The 22328-nt window shown below is 57.0% G+C and carries 5 protein-coding genes; all 5 read right to left on the bottom strand.

What is annotated here, in order from left to right; translation table 11 throughout:
* Nucleotides 1-69: 69 nt before the first annotated feature.
* Complete coding sequence (locus A3850_RS07580; protein WP_197494008.1) at nt 70-8787, bottom strand: SdrD B-like domain-containing protein; 8718 nt, start codon at nt 8785-8787, stop codon at nt 70-72.
* A 319-nt stretch (nt 8788-9106) separates the two neighbouring features.
* Entirely contained in the window at nt 9107-11638 is a 2532-nt protein-coding gene (locus A3850_RS07575; protein WP_068215260.1) for a ribonucleoside-diphosphate reductase subunit alpha, read from the bottom strand.
* A gap of 116 nt (nt 11639-11754) precedes the next feature.
* Nucleotides 11755-12153 carry a four helix bundle protein gene (locus A3850_RS07570; RefSeq protein ID WP_068215259.1) on the bottom strand — a complete coding sequence of 133 codons (399 nt, stop codon included), beginning with the start codon at nt 12151-12153 and terminating at the stop codon, nt 11755-11757.
* A gap of 56 nt (nt 12154-12209) precedes the next feature.
* Nucleotides 12210-13187, bottom strand: coding sequence for a ribonucleotide-diphosphate reductase subunit beta (locus tag A3850_RS07565; RefSeq protein ID WP_068215258.1), 978 nt, complete (start codon nt 13185-13187; stop codon nt 12210-12212).
* Between the two features lie 814 nt (nt 13188-14001).
* Nucleotides 14002-22281 (bottom strand): SdrD B-like domain-containing protein, encoded by an 8280-nt coding sequence (locus tag A3850_RS07560; RefSeq protein WP_068215257.1) that lies wholly within the window; start codon nt 22279-22281, stop codon nt 14002-14004.
* Between the last annotated feature and the right edge of the window lie 47 nt (nt 22282-22328).

The raw sequence follows: 22328 nt of genomic DNA, 5'->3' as shown, positions 1-22328 counted from the left end.
TCAACGGGACATAAAAAGGGCACGAGATGAAGTATCTCGTGCCCTTTTTTACGCTAGAATCTCTGGTGATTACTCCCCACCGTCCCAAAAGAAATTACCGCAATCCACGTTGAGCACCTGGATGGTGACCGAATCGCTGATGGCCTCACAGGGGCCGTCGGGGTCGTCCGTGGTCAGCACGAAGGTTACCGAACCGCGAGGACCGTCAGTACGGCCGGGCTGGTAACGGACTGCCGTACCGAAGCGGTAGGGAGGTGCAAGTACGTCACCGTTATCATCCAGAAATGCGCCACTACCATCCGGAGTCGTCCAGGTAGCACCAAAAGTGGTCGAGATGTCTGGATTGATCGTAACGCCATTCAGCAAGTCGATGGGTTGGGTACCACAGATCGTAAACGGCTCGGCGAGGCTGAGTTGCAGGTTACAACGTACCCCGACGTCCAAAGTAAGATCCACCTCCCCGCTCAGCAGCGCGGAAGTGGGGTCGCTCTGCGCCACCGAATCAGCCAACAAGGTGGTATTGTCAGAATCTAGGCCGTCGTCCGCTCCCGCATTGGGGGAGGTGAAAGTGTAGAACTCAGCATTGTCCGCTGTACTGATGTCGAATACTACAGAGTAGGCGCCAGGGGGTAGGTTGTCGAAACCATAGCTGCCATCCGGATTGGTTGTCGTCGTTCCAGTGATGGTATTTCCGTCAGCGTCCGTTGTCACTTGATTGCCATCGCTGTCCAGGAGGGTAACCGTGACGCCACCGATCCCGGGCTCCCCGGGTGTTTGGAGGCCATCGTCGTTGAGGTCCACGAAGGCGGTATCCCCAACGGCTACGGGAGCGAAGAAGCCGAAGTCCAAGGTCATGTTACCATTGTCGTCCAGGAAGCCGAGTTCCGGTCGTTCATCCTGGCCACTACCCTGCTCGGTTTCACCGTCGGCTGCAGTAGGTTCATCCCCTACGGACAGAGTGATCACGCCGGAGGTGACGGAAGTTCCACTGCCGCCGGTTTGGAGGCCGTTGTCATCTCCGTCCCTATCATCCGCCGGATTATCGGGGTCGGCACCGTCGGGGTCTTCTTCAGTAAAGCCCGTCGAGGTTGCGTTGGAGGAGAGGGGGAAGTCGGTCGGTACGGCGTCCATTGGGATGACCACGTAGTAATCGCCGGGGGCGAGGTTACCGAAGAGGTAGTCTCCGTTTTCGTCCGTAGTGACTGGGGTAGCATCGGCGTCGTCGGCCGTTCCTACCAGTCCGTCGGGGCCGGTCATGATCTGCATCATCGTGGCCGCGTCGAAGAGTTGTACGGTTACGTTGGCGATGCCAGTATCGGCTACGCCATCCTGCAGTCCATTGTTGTCCGCGTCGACAAAGACGGTGCTACCGAGGGTAAGCCCGACTACTTCGACGAAGGCACCATCCTGGCTGTCAATGTCCTCACCGGGTGCATCGTCCAGCGTTTCGTTATCGTCGTCCGTGTTTACGCCGGCACCCGTATCGTTGCCACGGCCGAGGCCATAAGGAGAATCACCGTCAGCGGTAACCGTTACCGGATCATTGGTCGTCGGGTTAGTGAAGGTGCCACTGGTGATTTCGGCCAGGTTGATGTAGTCACTATCACCCATTGGATCCGCGACGGGATCGATCTGGAGCCAGATACTGACAATGGCCGTATCAAAGAAGCCCAGGGGCTGGCCGTCGTTCGTGACGTTGATACCTGCCTCCGTCGGGTCAATGGTTAACGTTACTTCGTCCGCACCAGTAGCGCCTACCCAGCCAGTAGCCGCATTCATCCCAAAGGTGGGGTCGTAGGATAGGCCCGGTGGTACGAGATCGGTGATGACCACCTCGTCCGCTTCCAGGTTGCCCTGGCTGATTACGCCGATGTCAAACTTAACGATCTGCCCGAAGAGATAGGGGGAGGGGCTGGCCAGGGTGTCGATCACCTTGAAGATGGCCAGATCAAAAGCGTCCAGTCCGGCGGGGTCGGCGTCGTCTTCGTCGGTAGCGGGGTCGTTACTAGGCACCGCGCCGGTACCGTCACCGGTCAGGATATTATCCGTGACGTCAGCGACCATACCACCGGGGTCGTTATCCTCGTCGCCGTCCGGCGTAGAATCAAAGTCTGGAGGGGAGTTGCCCTCCGTATCCTCAAACTGGCGGATTTCCGCCACGTTAGTCAGGAAGTCATCCAGCGGGATGGCCGGGCAGCCGGCGGAAAGGCCGGTGTTGAAACGGCGGCGGAGCACGATCGGTACCCGCTCACAATCACCGGGCGCAATTTCTGTAGTGATTTGGAAGAATACGGAGTCGTTCACCGTCTGGGGCCCGGAACCGGCGGGGCTAAAGCGGGACCAACCCGGGTTGAGCCCATCCATTATTGGCCCGTTCGCATCCAGACCACAGGGGATGTAATCCTTGATCCACACGTTGGTGACGGGTTCCGTCCCCTGGTTACAGACGTCGACGTTAAAGGTGATGTCCGTACCACCGGGATAATTACCGGTAGGGCTCAGACTTCCCGCATCAATGGCCTTTACGAGCGCAAGGTCAAAAATGGGAATGAGGGCGGGGTCCGCATCGTCCTCGTCGGTAGCGGCGACACCATCACCGATGGTACCGGTACCGTCACCTTCAGTATCGTTATCGGCGTCGGACTGCGGTTCTCCACCAGCATCATTACCGAAGTTGGTATCGGGAGTGGAATCCACGTCTTCGGGTGGGGTATTACCCGGGTTCTGATCGTCGTCAAACGCTTGGATTTCGGCCGTATTGATGAAGGGCCGTAAGTCCTGGCTCGTCGCGATGGCATCAATGGTAACACTGATGGTAAAGATGACGGAGTCACCCGCATTCAGGGAATCAATCGTAAAGCTTTCCGACGTCGCGTAATCGTCGACGAAGTCAAGCATCACGCCCGCGGCGGAACTGAGGGCTCCCGTACCCGCGGCGGGGGAGACACTAGTGTAGGTCACTCCGGAAGGAATGCTGTCTCCCACTACGATGTCGTAGGCTACGGTATCCCCCTGGTTGATTACCTCAATATCAAAACTCACGGCGTCACCGGGGCGGAAGCCAGCCGCCTGACCGGGCGATAGCGTTTTCCGCAGGGCCAGGTCGTACTCAATGGGGAAGAGCCCGAGATCCAGGGTATGGTCGGTCGTATCCGCCGTCCGGTAGCTGATAATGGGGTACTGAGTCAGCCCCGCCATGTCCATTAGTTGGCCGTCCGAATCATTGAGGTCATTGGCGTCCGGTCCGAGGGGATTTGTGCCATCCGCATCGTTGGTGGTGAGTACGTAAGTCGTACCGTCCAGGATCAATTTGTCGCGGGTATTATCCCACGGGCCGGTCATGGTGGTATGGTCATAGCCGAAGACGATGGCGTAATCGGTATTACTCTCTACGTCATCGAAATAGTAGCGCCCTTTTGTTCCCGTAGTTGTTACGGCTTCGAACATCATGGTGTTCTTATTGTAGAGGGACACCGGGATATTCGCGATTGGGTCCTCACAGGCATCCTGAACGCCATCCTGGTCCGTATCCTCCCATACGTAGTTACCGATCTGAATGGGGAGCGGGGCACAGATGAGTTCAAGGTCACCGATGCCAGCTGCCTTGGCGAAAGTCCCTGGGTTGGCGCTGATCTGGTAGAGTTCCCGCGCACGTAAGGCTTCCCCGGTCGTGTTGCTTAGCCACTTTACCCCACCGGAGTTAAAGCGTCCGTTGATGGGGTCGTAAACAGATACGGCCACTTCGCCGGATCTGGGCAGCAGTACCAATCCCCCAACGGCAGTTTCGTAGTGCTCGCCCTGGCCGTTGTTATTTAACCAATCGTCACCGTTGTAGAATTCAGCGCCGTCGTCCAACGCGCGGTTGGGCGCGAAATTACCGGAGCCAATCGGGTCGTAATTTGGATCGTCACCGGTGTCATTCTGGGCGCAGCCCGTCGTTCCTTCCGGCGCATAGCCCGTTTCGGTGGCACAGATCCTGATGATGTCGCCACCAGCGATGGTGATGAATTCGCCATTTCCGTCCAGATCTGGCTGACGGAAACCTCCCTGCAGACCGGTGCGGTCGAGGAAACCCAGCACAATGGAACCGTCATCGTCAAACTCAATGTCGGCCAGGATAGCTTGGGGGAAAATGGTGTAGTCGATTCCATCACCGAAGGGATCTCCACAAATAGCGGGTGGGTAAGAGTTTCTCCACAAGTTCCACTGCGTAGCGGTAGGAATCAATTGGTTGGCATTACACTCATTGGAACCGAAGAAGGTGGGGTTCAAGGCCCAGACTGTCTCCCGCACGTAGGAGAGATCGAAATAGTCCTCCCCCAAATCGGCGGTGTTCAGATCGAGCACCTCAAACTGGTTGCCATTGGCCCGGAATACGTAGGCCCGCAGCGCATCCTCACACACCGCGCCGGCGTATATCTCACCATCCAACACCTTCAGGGCCCAGGGGCGTAGGGTACAGCTACCGACGTCCGGAAAGGTGATCGAACCGGTGATGGTAGCCGTAGCCACATCGATGATCTCCACCCGGCCCGCGTCCAGATTGGTTACGTACAGGGTGGTGCCATCTTCGTTCAGGTCAATATCTCCGATACCTGAGGTGCCGGCGCCGAAGAAGGCAGCCGCATCCGTGTTCTGCGCTCCCGCCAAATCACGGGGGACGCCCCCCACCCCACTCAGCGTGATGAAGGGAACCGGCGTACTCGGCGTCCCGCTGCTGTAATCAATCGAATAGATCACGTTCTGATTGGTAGAGGCGGTTCCGGAGTGACGGCGGATGACTTCCGCTACGTATAGGGTCTGAGCGGCCCCGGAGAAGGCTACACCCCAGGTAGCGCCGATCTCCGCGCCCGAGGCAACCTGGCGGATGCTCCCCGTACCGTTGTAGGCAAAGTCGACGAGTACCTCTCCACCGGCCTGTGCGGCGGCGGACTGGTTGATGTAACACGGTGTCACTACCCGTTGGTCAAAACATACATCCGCGGGGTTGACCACCGCATAGTCTACTTCGCAAGTGGGCACCGTTACCCGTTGCGTATTCGTCTCGTTATCGGCCCCGGCAATACTGGGTTGTAAGAAGGGCTGCAGTGGAGTGGAGAACTCCACCCGGTAATCCTCACCGGCCGTCAGCCCGTTGCAGGACCAGTTTCCTTCCGCGTTGGTGTACACTTCACAGGCGAGGTTGCCCTCACAGTCATAGACCTGCACCAGTACGTTTACTTGCCCCGGTTCCCCGGCACCTGCGTCAGCGCCGTTATAATCGAAATCATTAAAGACGTTACCGCCCAGGCTTTCCGGGCCGTCCACGCAGTCCGGCGTACAGGCGTCCAGGTTGACGAGCGTCGTGGAGCCACAGGCCGAGAGGGTCGAAAAGGCCACCCTGAGCGGGAAGGCCACCCCGGGGTCCGCCGTTACCGTAATGGGCGGGAAGGCAGTCGTACCACTGGCATCGGGGGCGATTCGCGCCACTTCCGTACCGTCAAACGTGACGACGAGGTCTTCGCCCGCCGGTTCCTCGGCCGTTACCGCGGAGAGATTGGTGATTGTGTATTCATTCGTATTGGTTGCCGTATTGAACGAACAGGCGATCTCAAAATCCGGCACCACCGCCACGTCGCAAAGGTTGCAGATGATGGGTAGGTTATTGAGGTCCACGAATGGGTCCCCACCGGCCAGATTGAAGCGCGTGAAGTAAGGGTTGGAAGCCAGGGCAAAATCCTGCAACTGGTCGCCGGCAGCGTTGATGTCCGAACCAATCTCCAGCGGATCGTCTCCGTTCAGATTGTCGGGCGTTCCTGCGGTGGGGTCGAGCACGTCGTCGCCATCGCCGTAAGTGGCAGGGTTGGGTTCCAGGATCTCGCCCAGTGGCCCCGTATAGGTAATGGTGTATTCCCCATCGACAACCGGGCTACCGGGAGGGCCGATGGCCACGAAGGCATAGCGGCCGTTGGAACCATCCAGTAGTTCACCATCCATCGTCAGGAACTCAAAGGCGCCATTGGCGGGGGTGGCGACCGATACGGTGCCTCCGGTTACAATTTCCCCGTCCTGCACGCAGTAGATATAACCCGCCGGATCGATCGGGCCAAAGAAAAAGGCCACCTCACGGGAGCAATCGGGCTGGTTCTGGAATCGCAGCTCTACGGTCTTGGTCGCGCAACTCAGGCCGGGGATGGTGATAACTTCTTCGGTGGCCATGGCGTCCGGATTGCTGCGGGGCAGGGTGACGAAGGTGCCACTTCCGTCTACCTCGTACTCAAAGTCGCCCCGGCGGGGAGCATCCTCCCAGTTGATGCTGAAGTTGAGGTCAAAGGTCATCGTGGCCGGATCGCATTCCGAAGAGCTTACCTGGTTGTAGGTGATCTCACAGTCGGGAGAAAGCATGGGCTGAAAACCAGCGTCGAGAGAGTGGATACTGGTATCGGCCGAGGTGTAGGTGATGGCCAGCAGCATCTGCCCGTCGATCGTGGTAAATTCTACGTCGGAATCATTGAGCGTTGGCCGGCTACCCGCCCCGGTATTTTTGGGAGCGGCCGTCAGGGGCTCACCGTCAACGGTGAGGGTGCCCGATGCGTCGGGGGTGCCAAAGGCGATGACGTAGTCGGTGTTTCGCTCAATATCATTGAAGAAGTACTGGCCGGTGGTACCGTCAGTTGTCGTGGTACTGATCTGAGTGAGGGTACCATCGGTCTCCTGGCGGAACAGCGTTACGGGCAGGTTGGTGAGGGGAAGTTCGAAGGCATCCTGCACCCCATTCTGGTTGTCATCGATCCAGGCGTAATTGCCAATCTGCAATTCGGCGGTGTTGCACAGGATGGCGATCCCACCCCAGTTATTTGCTTTTTGGAATTGGGCGGAACCACCGGCATTCTGGATCAGCCGCAGGTCGCGCGAACGGAACCCGGTTTCGGTAAAGAGCCACGCAATACCGGAGTTTGCCTGAGTACTGACGTTGTCCATGGCCGGCGTCACCACCTCGGAGCCATCGGGGTAAACCACTACGGTACCGGCGGACATGGCCCCCTCCACGCCCACGTGCTGGAAGAAGCGAGCAGAGGCGTCCGTATTGTTACCCGCCGAAGTGGGGGCATCAAATGACCAGTTGACCGTGGAGGTGTAGGGTGGGCAGCTCGCGGCGTTACTCACCATCCAACTCCCTTCGTCGCCACAGGCCCGGAAGATCATACCGGCGGCCACTTCCTGGGAGCCATTGACCATATCCATGAAGCGGTTCCGCTCCCCGACGATCATCCCGTAGCCCCCGGCGTCGTTGCGGTCAAAGGCCACCTCACCCAGCCAGGCCTGGAAGTGGCTGGTCCCGATGCTGGTGCTGTACGGCCTCGTCAGCGTTTCCCATTCGTGCAGTTCGTGGAGGGACCAGCCAAAACCTTCCGTTGCCGGGTGGTTGATGTTGAGGGGAATGGTCAGTTCCAGGCTGAAGTCCGCCGGTCCCGCAGGGGTGGCCGAAGGGTCGAAGGAGTACACGTAACCCGTCACGTCCGTCACGGCTGGGCCGGTACAGGTCGTTGTTGCGTACACCCTGCCACTTACGGGGTGAACGCCCAGGCCGAGCGCCGTCGTCAGTGGGCGGCCGTCGGGCCAGGTACCCGCGCAGGCGGCGGGGAGGGTGAAGGTTTTGATGCCGGCGCCGTCCGCCGTGCCGTCGTCGTTGACGGGGATGACGTACACCTCCCGCGAAGCCAGGTTGACGGCGTAGAGCTCACTGCCGTCACCGGCTACCTTGATGGAGCCAAGGCCTATGTAGCCCACGTTGTTACGGTTGGCGTTGAAACCGGAAGGATCCTGTACGTAGACGCCAGCGACGTCATCTCCGAGCACGGTTTCCAGGTCGATCCAAACTTCGGGGTCCGCCACTACGCGGTTATTGACGGGGAGCCGGAAGATCACGCCCTCCCCGAATCCGTTGCTGGATGCATTCGCGTTCATGGGGGCGAAGGCGCGGTAGTAGGCACCGGAGTACAGGCTGTTCTGGAAGGGATTCCAGGCCAGCCCGAAGGTGGTCCCGACCTCCCCTTTAGTACTCCCTTGCTCAGCGATGATGGGGTAATTCGCGTTCAAGTTGGTACTTCCCTGCGTCCAGGCCCAACGGCGGCGGCCACCCTGCCCGGAGGCGCTTTCTACCCGGTCGCGGGGTACGAAATCCGTGGTGTTTTCGTCTTCCACCATGACGATGGTCGTTGCCGAAGCGGCGTCTGAATTGGAAGTGAAACAGACCGTCGCCAATTGGGGATTATCCTGGCAAAAACCTACTGGATCGAATACGCCAAAGCTGATGTCCATATCTCCCGCCGTCACGAATTGTACGTCGGTACCATTATCCGCTCCCACGGCGGCGGCGCTCAGGTTGGACGTAGCCGGGGCGGCAAATTCTACGCGGAAGGTGGCTCCGTCCGCCAGGGCGGTGCAGGTCCAATCTCCGTTGCCATCCGTCACCGTCGCGCACACTTCGTTCCCGGCGGCGTCGTATACCGTGACGGTAATTCCTGCCTGACCTACTTCGCTGGCACCCGCGGCAGCGCCGTCATTGTTCGCGTCGAAAAACACGTTTCCACCGATGGCGGCCACTCCAGCCCAACCCGCCTTTGCCCGAAGAAGGGGCAGATAGTCAGTCGCCGTATTGTCATTTACGGAAGCAAGGGTATAGGGGATTCCTCGCCACGAACCGGACGCGTTCTCCGTAGCCGGCACCCAATCGGGCGTGGCTGAAAGCGGAAGGGAACAAACAAGGGACAGTGCAAGACAACAGGTATAAAAACTATACTTCATGGGGACGATTATGATCAAGTTCATTCAAGCAGCAAGCAACAATACGGGGTCCGTTTCAATTAGCGGGTTTAGCTAAAAATCCCCACGGATAATTACCGTAGGGGTAGGTTAAATCAGACCGTGCGTTCGCCGGGCATGAGACTCCCGGCACTTTATTGACAAACTATGGGTAACTAAAGATAGCTAAGTTTAATCGGGTGGCAATCAGGTGGGAATCATTTCAAGGCCAGCATGAAACCTTCGTCGGCCCCGCAACAACCAAAATCGCCCCCGCCGGTAATGAAACCAACGGGGGCGATAAGCTCTGTAGAAGCTAGAATTAGGCGCTACAAGCGATACAGTCTGGGTCGTCCAGGCTACACGCTTTCCCTACGTTTTCCACGTCGGCGGCACTCAGATCGGTGAATCCTCCGGCGGTGCTAGCGGGCGCTGCCGCGGGTGCGGTGCTGGGGATCGAAGCGGTGGCCACGGCGGCGGGAGAACCACCCTGCGGAGCGGAAGGATCGGCGTCCTTACGTTGGGATTTGGCCTTGACTTCGCCCTGCCCCTCTTCAGCCTGTTGCTGGAGTTTAGGTTGCTTGACGGCCGTCTTGTCCACGGTGAACTTGATGGCATCGCGGGCAGCTTTGGTGCGGAGGTAGTACATCCCCGTTTTGAGGCCCTTGCTCCAGGCGTAGAAGTGCATCGAGCTGAGCTTGGAGAAGTTGACATTCTCTACGAAGAGGTTCATGCTCTGGCTCTGGCAGATGTAGGCTCCCCGGTCGGCGGCCATATTGATAACCACTTTCTGGCTGATCTCCCAAACCGTCTTGTAGAGGTCGCGCAAGTGCTGTGGCACGTCGTCGAAGTCCTGGATGGACCCGTTGCTGGCCATGAGGCGGTTGCGCATGGCGTTGTCCCACAGGCCGAGGCCGATCAGGTCGTGCAGCAGGTGCTTGTTGACGACCACGAACTCTCCGGAGAGCGTCCGCCGCGTGTACATATTGGAGCTGTAGGGCTCGAAACATTCGTTGTTGCCCAGGATTTGGCTGGTGGAAGCCGTCGGCATGGGGGCGACGAGGAGGCTGTTGCGCATCCCGTGTTCGGCGAGGTCCGCCTTGAGGCCGGCCCAGTCGTACTTGTCGGAAGGGGTAACGCCCCAGAGGTCGAATTGCAATTCACCGTTGCTGGCGGGGGAGCCGGGGTAGGACTCGTAGTGCCCTTCCCGCTTGGCGATGGCGATAGATTCGGTACAAGCAGCGAAGTAGATCGCTTCGAAGATGTCCTTATTCAACTGCCGCGCCTCGTCGGAATCGAAGGGCATCCGCAGCATGATGAAGGCATCGGCCAATCCCTGCACGCCGAGGCCAATTGGGCGGTGACGCATGTTGGAGTTACGGGCCTCTTCAATCGGGTAGTAGTTCCGGTCGATGACCTTGTTCAAGTTACGGGTAACGACGCGCGTCACCTCGATCAGGCGCTCAAAGTCGTAGGTCTTGTCCTCCTTGACGTACTTCGGCAGGGCGAGGGAAGCCAGGTTACACACGGCCACCTCGTCGGGGCTGGTGTACTCCATGATCTCCGTACAGAGGTTGGAAGAACGGATCGTTCCGAGGTTCTTCTGGTTGGACTTTTTGTTCGCCGCGTCCTTGTAAAGGATGTAGGGTGTGCCGGTCTCGATCTGAGAATCGAGGATGGCGAACCAAAGATCCTGGGCTTTGATGGTCTTGCGGCCGCGGCCTTCCGCTTCGTACTGGTGGTAGAGTGCTTCGAACTCACCACCGTAAGCGTCAAACAAGCCGGGCGCTTCGTTGGGGTCGAAGAGCGTCCACTGGCCGTCGTTCTTGACGCGCTCCATGAACAGGTCGTTCATCCACAGGGCGTAGAACAGGTCGCGGGCGCGCATCTCTTCCTTGCCGTGGTTCTTCTTGAGGTCGAGGAAATCGAAGATGTCCGCGTGCCACGGCTCGAGGTAGACGGCGAAAGCGCCCTTGCGCTTGCCCCCACCCTGGTCGACGTACCGCGCCGTGTCGTTAAAGACCTTCAGCATCGGAACGATACCATTGGACGTACCACCCGTACCCTTGATGTAGGAGCCCGTCGCGCGGACGTTGTGGATGCTCAAACCAATACCACCGGCAGCCTGGCTAATCCTGGCGCAACGGCGGAGGGTTTCGAAAATGCCCTCGATGGAGTCATCCGTCATGCTCAACAGGAAGCAGGAGGACATCTGTGGCTTCGGCGTACCGGAGTTGAACAGCGTCGGCGTGGCGTGGATGAACCACTTCTCGCTCATCAACTGGTAGGTCTGGATGGCGGATTCGATGTCGTCCTGGTGGATACCCACCGCGACGCGCATCAGCATCTGCTGGGGGCGCTCCACGACGGCGCCGTCCATGCGCATCAGGTAAGACCGCTCGAGGGTTTTGTACCCGAAGTAGTCGAACTCAAAATCGCGATCGTAGATGATCGCCGCGTCGAGGCGGGACTTGTTGTCGCGGATCACCTGCATGGTGTCGTCACCGATGAGGCCGGCGGCATCCCCCGTCTTGGGGTCCACATAGTTGTAGAGCCCTTCCATTGTTGCAGAGAAACTCTTGTCGGTTTCCTTGTGCAGGTTGGAAATGGCGATCCGTGCGGCGAGTTGCGCGTAGTCCGGGTGGACGGTGCTCATACTCGCGGCCGTTTCGGCGGCCAGGTTATCGAGCTCGACGGTGGTTACCCCATCGTACAGCCCTTGGATAACTTTTTTGGATACGTTGATGTGGTCGACGAAATTTTCATCCAGCCCGTAGCATAGCTTTTTGATGCGGGCAGTGATTTTGTCGAAGGAGACGTCTTCGGGTCTTCCCGATCTTTTAATAACTTTCATGATCTGTCTTTGATATGCGATATGCGATTCTCGATTCTCGATATGCGATTTGGCTACCGCACGTCTCTGCTCACTTCGTTCGCGCTACCGCACGTCGGAAATCCCCGGAGCTGAATCTATTTCGCCCTATCTAATTTTGAATTTGCAATCCTGTCGTCCATCGTTCTGACGGTTTTGACGAAAATGCTGATTAGTTGGTTGTTTTCATCCAGAATATCAAGCAATTGGGCACCGGAGTAAATACCAGATTGATTGACAATCTTGAGGTTGATGTAGGTTTCTCTGAGTTCTTTCAGAGCAATACTGCATTTATGGCGGAAATCTTTATCTGATTCTGCGCCACGTGCTTCTCCATAGTGTAAGGCTGGCGAGCTACCTGACCGCAACATTTGCTTACCAAAATGAATCCCAGCAAAGTCATTTGGAAGGCTTCGGCATAATCGGACGATGCGTACGGCAAAGTCAACGAGGCGAGTCTCCAATTGAGCGGACTGAGTATATTTTGACGGGCTCATGTAACGTGCGGTAGCTAAATCAAGAATCACATATCGAGAATCGCATATCGCATATCCTAAAAGTCTTCATCAAGCGAAAACATCTGCTTCGACTGATCCGCCGTAACCCCAGCTTTCTGGTACTCCCCAACGCGCTTCTCAAAGAAGTTGGTCTTACCCTGTAGATTGATCATATCCATCCACGGGAAGGGGTTCTCTACGTTCCACACCTTTTCCTGGCCCAGCTCTACCAACAGGCGGTCGGCGACGAATTCGATGTACTGGCACATCATGTCGGAGTTCATGCCGATCAGGTTGACGGGCAGGGAATCGCTGACAAATTCCTTTTCGATGGCCACGGCGTCCTTGATGATACCGGTGACTACGCCGGGCTCCAGTTTGTGGACGATGTGGTTGTTATAGATCAGGCAGGCGAAGTCGCAGTGCATGCCTTCGTCGCGGCTGATGAGCTCGTTGGAGAAAGTCAGGCCGGGCATGAGGCCACGCTTCTTGAGCCAGAAGATGGAGCAGAAGGAGCCGGAGAAGAAGATGCCCTCCACGGCGGCGAAGGCGATGATCCGCTCGGCGAAGTTGCCGTTATCGATCCAGCGCAGGGCCCACTCGGCTTTCTTCTGTACGCAGGGCATCGTTTCGATGGCGTTGAAGAGGTAGTCCTTTTCCTTGGGGTCGTTGATGTAGGTATCGATCAACAGGGAGTAGGTCTCGCTGTGGATGTTCTCCATCATGATCTGGAAGCCGTAGAAGAACTTGGCTTCCGTGTATTGCACCTCCGCTACGAAGTTCTCGGCGAGGTTTTCGTTGACGATGCCGTCGGAGGCGGCGAAAAAGGCCAGGACGTGCTTAATGAAGTGGCGCTCGTTGTCGTTGAGCTTGTTGTTCCAGTCGTTCAGGTCGGCGGAAAGATCGATCTCTTCGGCCGTCCAGAAACAGGCTTCGTTGTCTTTGTAATACTTCCAGATGTCGTCGTGCTCAATGGGAAAAAGAACGAAGCGGCCGTCGTTCTCGGCCAAAATCGGTTCGTGTTTAGCGTTCATAATAATTAAGTGTAAAAGGGATGAAAGAATCGGGTTAAATGCACTTGGTATTACAGCGAAGGAAACCTTATAAATGACCGTCGGAAGCCCGCACGTTTCGTGGCGGTGAAAGCCAGAGGAAACGAGAATAGTCGACCCGACGGTGAGTGTTTTGTTGAAGCCGCGGCACCACAATACGTACCCGCATCGAAGTACCCAGGCTTACTAAGGCGGCGCTTCCGAGGAAACACCGCCCTAGCCTAAGTGGTATCAATAAACCGGCCCAAAGGGATTAACAGGATATTTTTGTTGTATCCCTCCGTGCGGTTGCTAAGGTAGGTGCTCTAACGGGGGATTACGAGCATAGTTTTCCACACGTTGTGGAAGAAATAACATAAACTTCTGTAAAACAGGTAATTAACATCGCATCTAATTTTATCCACACTGTGGAAAAATGTGCAGAATATGTTAATAACGAGAAAAGCGGTGTGGATAACTCATAATAACTCACCCAAAACCCTCCATTAATCCAGCATTCATGCGGTTTAACAGCCGTGGAAAACTCTTTCCACACAATTTATTGGCCGGTGGAAAAATTTCTGCGGCCGCAATTTGTTGAAGTCACACTTACTAAAAACGTACGCCCGGGAGGACATCTGATGGGGAACTCAATCGTAACCCGCAATTGGTCTCAGCTATCGCAAGCATTCATCTTGGGACATGAACTCACTATGAAAATCGCCCCGAAGTAATAAGAGGCCCCGTAAACACAAATCGGGGAGCTAACCGCAATCACGATTAACTCCCCGATGCCAACTTTTCCTAAAGTTGATGACTAATCCTGGCCGTCCCAGAATAACGATCCACAATCCACCTTCAACACCGTAAAGGTAACTGAGGCACTGACCGGCTCACACGTTGAAGCGGCCGGCGGGGTATTCGTCGTTAGGGTCAACGTTACCGATCCTGCCATTGCATCGGCTGAAGATGGCGCGTACGTCGCCGCTACCCCGAATGCGTAGCCTCCCGTAACTGGGTCCGGCATCAATTCCGCACCCGTGGCATCGCGGAAGACGCCCCTTCCGGTAGTCGTCCAGAAGCCACCCAGACTAGTCGGGGTGATACTGGCGCCAGCCGTGAGGTCAATCGGTTGGGTCGAGCAAATTGTAGCGGGATCCGCCACCGTGACTTGGATGGCACAAACAACTCCGGCGTCCAGCGTCCGGACCGTATCACCCGGTGGGATGACACCCGTCGGGTCGCTATTGCCCACGTCGTCCATCGGGTCAGCCGGGGTTACGTCGGAATCGAGCGCATCGTCTCCTGCGTTCGCCCGGGTGTAATCGTACAATTCACCGTTGACTGCTGTAGAAAGGTCAAACTCTACGTAGTAGTCTCCACTAGGGAGGTCCACAAACAAGTAGCTACCGTCTGCACCCGTCATCTGGGGCACGACAGGGTTACCGAGGAAGTCCACCGTTACTGGTCTACCGTCCGCGTTGAAGATCGTTACTGTTACACCTTCTAGTGGCAGGTCGCCGGCATCCTGCAGGCCATCACCGTTCACGTCAATAAAGGTCGTATCCCCTACGGCTACACCGAGGAGAACCTCAATGAACGCAGGGTCCTGGCTGTCAATATCATCGGTCGGCGTATTTCCTTCCGTCTCATTGTCCTCCTCATTGGGGTCGTTGCCCGCGTCGAGCCCGTAGGGACTATCACCGTCACCGGTGACGGTAATGAAAGTCCCGGGGGTTCGTGGGCTTTCGTAACTCGCTTCCGCGATGTTAGCGAAGTTCGTGTAGTTGGTTTCAATGTCCCCGTTGGGTGGGATTTCTACTTGCAACCAGATGGATACGATTGCCGTATCCCCACCTTCCAAAGCAGGGGTTCCGGCGGTAGAAAGGCTGGAGAAGTCCGTTATCGTCAGGCTTACTTCATCGCCGCCGCCCGCCATCCAGGTGCCGCCACCCTGAGTGGAGGCATTCATCCCGAAACTGGGGTCAAAACTCAGGCCAGGTGGTACCAGGTCCGTAATCGTGACGCTTGTTGCCGGCAGGTTGCCCTGTTCCGTAACGCCGATGTTATACTTCACGACATCCCCGATCAAGTAGGGACCGAGATTGTCAGCGTCCGTAGAATCGATGACCTTGAAGATGGCCAGGTCGAACACGTTCAAGCCCGCCGGGTCACTGTCGTCCTCGTCCGTAGCCGGGTCGTTGTTTGGAGGTAAAGCGTTACCGTTGCCGGTTACGATGTCATCGGTCACGTCATTCACGATGCCACCGGGGTCGTTAATTGGATCCTGGTCGGGCGTCGAGTCGAAGTCGACCGGATTATTCCCATCCGCGTCTTCAAAACTGCTGATCTCCGCCCGGTTCACGAGCGAATTAGCGCCGGCGCAGTTGTCACTCGCAAAGCGCAGGACAATCGTTACTTGCTCCCCTCCACCGGGCACCAATGGGCCGGCAAGCGTCGTAGTAACGGTTGGGAAGACACCCGTCCAAGTGGGGTTATCCGCCATATCGAAAGTGTAACCACAGGGGATGTAGTCCGTCACTTCTACGTTGAAGACCGTATCCGTTCCCTGGTTGAAGACATTGATCTGGAAGGGAATCGCCTGGCCGACCGTGATCATGGCGGGGTCAATATTCGGATCCGCGAGCACTTTCGTCAACGCCAGATCGTAGACGGGGACGGATGCGGGGTCGGCATCATCTTCGTCGGTCGTAGCGTCTTCGTCGCCGGGCGCGCCGGTGCCGTCACCGCCGGTACTATTGTCGGAGGGGGTCATGACTTCCCCGCCCCCATCGTTGCTGAAGATGTTGTCCGGAGTGGAGTCGTCATCGACCGCCATTTCCGTGCGCGCGTCATCCTCAAAGAATTCCTGGATTTCGGCTCGGTTAACGAACGATCTTTCAGGCGCATCGATCGCAGCAGCGTCAATTTGGGTAGTGACCGTTACGACAATGCTGTCGTTGGCCAGCAGTGAATCAATGGTAAAGGTTTGGGCGGCGGCATCCTCCACCAGGTCCGTTACCGATCCACGCGCGGAAATGATCGTTCCGGTTCCTGCGGGGGTAATGGCACTCAAACCGGTGTAGGTCAGCCCAATCGACGTACTGTCCCCAACCAGAATACCGTATGCGGTCGTATCTCCCTGGTTGACAATGGTCACGTCAAAGCTGACCGCATCACCAGCACGGAAGCCAGGTGCCTGGCCGGGAGAGAGTTCTTTGCGTAAGGCCAGGTCATAAATAAATACGGGTTTGAAACCAGCATCAAAAGTATGATTAGTCGTGTCAGCCTCTCCCGCTACCGTACAGTAGGCGGGTAAAACGCCGAAGTTGCCAACCATCAACTCAGTAATATCCGAATCAATCAGGTCAGGATTTTCGTCGCCGCCAAGCACTACGTCGGTCGGGCTAATGCAGAGGAGCTGGCCCATGACGGAAAGAATATTGGACTCATCGTTATAGCCATCATCACCGCAAAAGGCAATGAAGTACTGGTTACCGGCGATGATGGTGTCTTCCACTCCGGTTTCCCAAATGGCCTGATCGTCGTCGCGGCCGGCGAAGTAGTAGTTGCCGTTTGCGTCCGTGGTCGTCGTAGCCAGTAATACGGGCGCTGCCGCGGGTGCGGGGGAGGTGGGTTTGGCATACAACTTGACGGTCATACCCTCGATGGGAGGTTCGCAGGCATCCTGAATGCCATCCTCATCTTCGTCGAGCCAGACGTAGTTACCCAACTGGATGGCGGGCGCATCACAAAGGGCGACGAGGTCTCCTAGACCCAGGCCCTTGCCGTAGTCGTCGCGCGCGTCGTTGCGAGCAACGATCCGGTACCAATCCTCGTGGGCACCACTGACCAGATTGTTATAGTGAATGCCCTGGGTATTGATGTAGGGGTTATTCTGGAAAGTGAATCCACTTACGTCCGTTCCGGGTGGGTAGGGGTCAAAAACGCTGTACACAACCTGACCATCATTATTCAGGACGATGTGGCTACCCAAAGCATTATCCTGAGAACCATCACCCGCTAACAATTCAAAGTAATCGTTTCCTCCCTGATAAAATGGACTGGTAACGTCGGGTTGGCCGGGGTTACAGGCGCCATCAGCTTCCTTCCGGTAGCCACCGTCTCCGCGTGGGCAGAGCCAGAACAGATCACCGTAGGAAATAGCATTCACCAGGCTCGTACTTCCCGACTCGGGCGTCAATTGCAGAAAGCCAAATTGCAGAGCGTTACGGTCAAGTACGCTTACCACCAACGCACCGTCGGGGGTAAAGTCAATATCCGAAATGATTGGTTGCGGGAACTTGAAGGAAAGCGCACCGTTGAATCCGTCCCGCGCTGCCAGGGAATCCTGCAAATCCACGGGCAGGTCGTCAAGCGTATTTACCCAGGGGTTCATGTCTCCCGATTGGTAGAAAAGTTCGTCGACAAACTTACCCCGGTTCTCCTCCTGGATCGGGATACGGACCAGCGTGGTGTACCCGGCGCCGGGGTCAGCCGGATCGAACTGCATGATGAAGGTCTCCAACTGGCTGATGTCCTGACTACCGGCGGCGTCGCAGACCAAGCCCAAATACCCTAGACCATTATCAAACTCCAGGCCCCAGGGCCGGGGCTCGCCACCCGGGCAGGCGGGGATGCCAAAGGCATCGTTGATCTCGTAGGCATTGATCGTCGCCAGTGGGTCAGCGGCGCTTACGTCCATACTCAGCAGGGTACGCTCGAAGAGGTTGACCATCCAGAGTAAGCCGGAGGCCGCATCGTAATCGACGTCGCCGAAGCCAACTTTACCCACTTTGTCAAAGGCGTCGAGGTCCACGCTGGGGTCAAGCGGATCGTCCGGAAGGCGGTAATCGGTGAAGATGCCCGTTCTTCCGGCTAAGGTATCACAGCGGTTCTGGCCCCGGCAGACGAAGCCAAAGTCCAGCGCACGACCGGGGCGATTTTGAGGAACTACGCCCTCCAAGTTGAGGCTTTGAGTCAGGCTGGGAGAGTTAACATCGGTGTAATCCAATTCGTACAGATACCCGAGGCCATCGGCGATTCCGGAATGGCGCTTAAGGACCGTTCCGAGAAAAACCCGGCTGGTTTGGGGGATGTGCGCCCCACCCCAGGTACTGCCTACCTCACTCAGGTCAGCATCCTGGCGGGGAGCCGTAGACGTCCCGGAAGCATCCGCACCAAAGGCGATGAAGGCTGCATTACCAGAATTGCTCCCTTGCAAACTACCGGATTCGTAACAACTTACGGCCAGGAGCAACTCCTGCTGGTTGCAGAACTCACCCGGGTCCAGCACTCCGTAATCCGCCCCACAGGTGCCGCCGGTGACGAACTGTACGCTGGTCCCGTTGTCCGGACCGGCGAAACTTTCCTCCAGGTTAGGCAGCAGTGGCGTGGAGTATTCTACGCGGTATTCTTCCCCCGGATTCAGGTCGCAAGACCAGGCACCGTCTCCGTTAGAAAAGGTCTCGCACACCAGCATGTCGGCGCAGTCATAGACTTTGACGGTGACGTTGCCCTGGCCAAACTCCGTAGCGTCCTGGGTACCGTTATTGTTATTATCGTTGAACACGTTACCACCAACCTGGCCGGCACCGGCGGGGTCGGAACAAGGGACGGTGCAGGCTACCAGATCAATCACCCGGCTGATTTCACAGTCGCGGTTGATCGCAAAGAAGGTGCGCACGTCCACCCCAAGCTGAGGCGTCGTCGAGGTATAGGATAGACCGGAGATCGTCCCGGCCGTCTGGATCAGGGTGTAGGGGCTGTCCCCTACTTCTTCTCCGTTTACCTGGATGAAGAGTTGCTCCCCGGCAGCCGTAGCGTTGTCATAGTCGTAATCCAGGTCGAAAGAGACGGTGAACTCGCTGTCGTTGGTACAATTAACGGTCAGGTTTTCGAAGTCCAACTCACAGGGAGGTGGCTTCAGCCCCAGGTCGAAACTGTTATTCGTTCCTCTGGTGTCGTCCCCGACGGTACAGTAGGCGGGGAATTGGTTTGGCCCTACGTCCATCACGGTGAAGTCCGAGTCACTTAAGTCACCATCGTTGCGGGCACCGGTATTGGGCACCGTAAGGCAGTAGGTGGTCGTTCCTACGACCAGGGTGGAATCCCCTGGCGTAAAGCTATCGCCACAGGCGGCGATGAAATACTGCTCCGTACTACTTACCCTGGCACCCGCGCCAGCGCCCGACCAAGTCGCGTTGTCCTGGCCATCACCGACGAAAGAGTAGTTACCGAGGGCATTCGTGGTGGTGGTGGCCAATTGGGTAACGCCGGCATCGTCCTTGCGGAATAGTTTCATCATTACGCCGGCAACCGGAGGCTCGCAGGGGTCCTGGGCACCGTCGCCGTCCAAATCAAACCAAACGTAGTTGCCTAACTCGATGGGGCCCGGATCACAGAGTGCTTCCAGGTCACCCAGGCTACCGCCCTTTGCGTTGTTGGAAATGGCGTTGCTGGGCACGATCACGAGCCCTTTGCTGACGCTTCCGTCATTGTTGTAAAAGCGAATACCGCTAGTATTGACTGGCCCCCGATTGGCGATGGGGTCAAAGGCAATGGTCACCAATTGACTACGCCCAGGAACGGTGGTGACCCCTCCAAGTAAGGCCTCGGAGTGGCCGGCCCGGGGGTTGAATTGGTTGATGTAGTTATCGTCGAAAAACTCGTTAGTCACCGGAATGGCCGATATCTGCTGAGAGGCTGCATCCGTAACCGGTTGTGGGCAGGAGCCGGAGCCTTCCACAACGTAAGTCCCCCCTTCATCGCAGAATCGGAGGAGATCTCCAGCGGCTACCGGTGTGTAGACTTCGCCGCCCGTGGTGCCCCACTCCCGTTGAAGAAAAGCCGCCATAAAACTGAAGCGGTCGCCGATACTGAAGTACAAAGAGCCATCATCACCAAACTCAATATCCTGAAGAATAGGCATCGGCTGGCTGACCAAGTCCCTACGTGGCCGGCTATTTGGATTACTAGGTAGCGGCAACTGCTCCGGGTCCCAGGTGTTGGACCAGGGCTGCCAATTGGCGGAGGCAAACGTACCGTTGCTCCGGTAAGTCGCCGCTCCACGCTGGTAATCAAGCGGGGCGGACGCAATGCTGGTGAAAGTGGTGCCGTCAAAACGGTAAACGGTGGCGGACATATCCGCTGGGTTCCCCGTGTCTTCCGCCGTACACGTAACGCCGACGTAAACCTCACCCTGGTAATACTTAATCGCCCAGGGCGCAAAGTCATTCGTGCCCGAACAACCGGGGTTGGGGATGGCGATCTCGTCGATTAGCGTGGGGTTGTCGGGATCACTTACATCGATGCGGACCAGGCTACGCGCCGCCTCGTTCAGGTTGGTGACATACAGCGTATTCCCATCGTCGGAAATGTCGATATCGCCAATACCGGCCTTACCTACGCCGAGGTAGGCATTGTCGAAAAAGGGGTTGCTGCCGTCAGAAGTGATGGCAACCGAGCGGGGGTCCGTACCCAGATCAATACCCAGGTCCGTTTCTAGCAAAATGCGTCCAGGAGCGGAGACCGTGGGGTCGGCGCCCGTATCCCCGGCGGGGTCCGTGAAGTCGCTGACGTAGATGGCCTCGAAGCCGAAGGGGCCGTAGTCCATATAGTTACGCACGACGCTGGCGAGGTAGATCTTGCGTTCATCGCGTTGGTAGGCTACGCCCCAGGTAGTACCAATCTCTTCGGCGGCGAGCAGGCCAAACTTTTCGGGGTTGGTGCCTCCGGGCTCATCGTAGTAGACGCCGATCAGGGCGGGGCTGCTGCGGTTCTGGTTACCCACGTAGTAACAGGGAGTCAGCAGCAAGGGGTTATCCTGACAGTAAAGGGCGGGATTGGTCAGGCCGTAGTTGATGCCACATTCCCGGATATTACCGTCGCCGTCTGGCGTAGGGACGGTGATGAATTGCACTTCGGAACCATTGTCGGGGCCACTCAGGGAGCTTTCCAATTCAGGGTTTCTGGGGGTATCGAACTCGACGCGGTACTGTTCACCCGCATCGAGGGTGTTTACGAACCAGTTGCCCTGCCCGTCGGTAAAGTCCGTCAGGACCAAGTTATCATTGCAGTCGTAGATTCGGATGCGGATCAAACCAGGCCCTGTTTCATTACCGTCCAGCTCTCCGTCCAGGTCGTCGTCAATGAAGACCTGGCCACCGACTACGTTGCTACCCGTTGCGTTAGCGCAAAGGCCGGAGCAGCCGACGAGGTCGATGAAGCGCTCAAATTCACAGGCGGGGTTGTCATCGAGGGCAACTTTTACGTTAATGTCCAGTCCCGGCAAGTTATCGATGGGCACGTCGGTAAAGGTGAGGCTACCGGAAGTCAGTGAGGCGGAAGCGACGAGTACGTCGTCGACAATAAGGTTGACGGTCTCCCCTTCCAGAATGGCATCAGCGGTAACTTCCACGGTAAGCTCGTAGGTGGAACGCTGATCGGCGGTAGAGAAAGTACAGACGCTCTGCACGTCGGCAATCGCCAGGTCACAGCCACAAAATGCGTTATCGACGATGAGGCGGTACTCGATTGTAGTATCACAGGCCATCATTCCATCGGCGGTCATCGCGTTCGTGCCGTCGTAGGCAACGGTGACGACCACGGAATCTCCCTGGTTAAACTGGGTGCCGTCGATCGAGGTGGCGTTTATCACCGGCGCGTCGGCTATCATCGTGGCACCGTCGATCCTTTGGGTAGTGAAGGTGAAGGTTCCCCCGGTGATGGTGTCCTCAACGTTGAGGGCGAGGCCTTCGAGGGGGGTGGTGCTGAGGGCGCATATCCCATCCACTAATAGCGTAGGAGCCAGTACAATCAGGGGGACGCACATGGCTTCTTCGGCAACGGTTACGTTCTCGCCGTCTTCGCCAAAAGCATGAGTAGCCAAATTGGGCCCACCCAACCTGGCACTCTCTGTAGCTAAGGATTGCATTGAGCTCGGCTCAGCGCTCACGTTTAATTCGGTCCCTAACTCGAGGACGCCACCCTTAACAGATTCCTCCAAAACGCCGGCAAAGAGCCCCGCCGCCGCCAGTAGAATCACTAAACTGTAGATGATCCTATTCCCAAACCGTGAATGGTTAAGCTGTTTCATGCGATTATGATATAGTCGTGTAGCCTGAAAGTCTAGACCTAAAGAAT

This window comes from Lewinella sp. 4G2 (assembly GCF_001625015.1).
Lineage (GTDB): Bacteria > Bacteroidota > Bacteroidia > Chitinophagales > Saprospiraceae > Neolewinella.
Note: the sequence above shows the minus strand (reverse complement) of the source record. Positions and strands in the feature narration are given on the sequence as shown.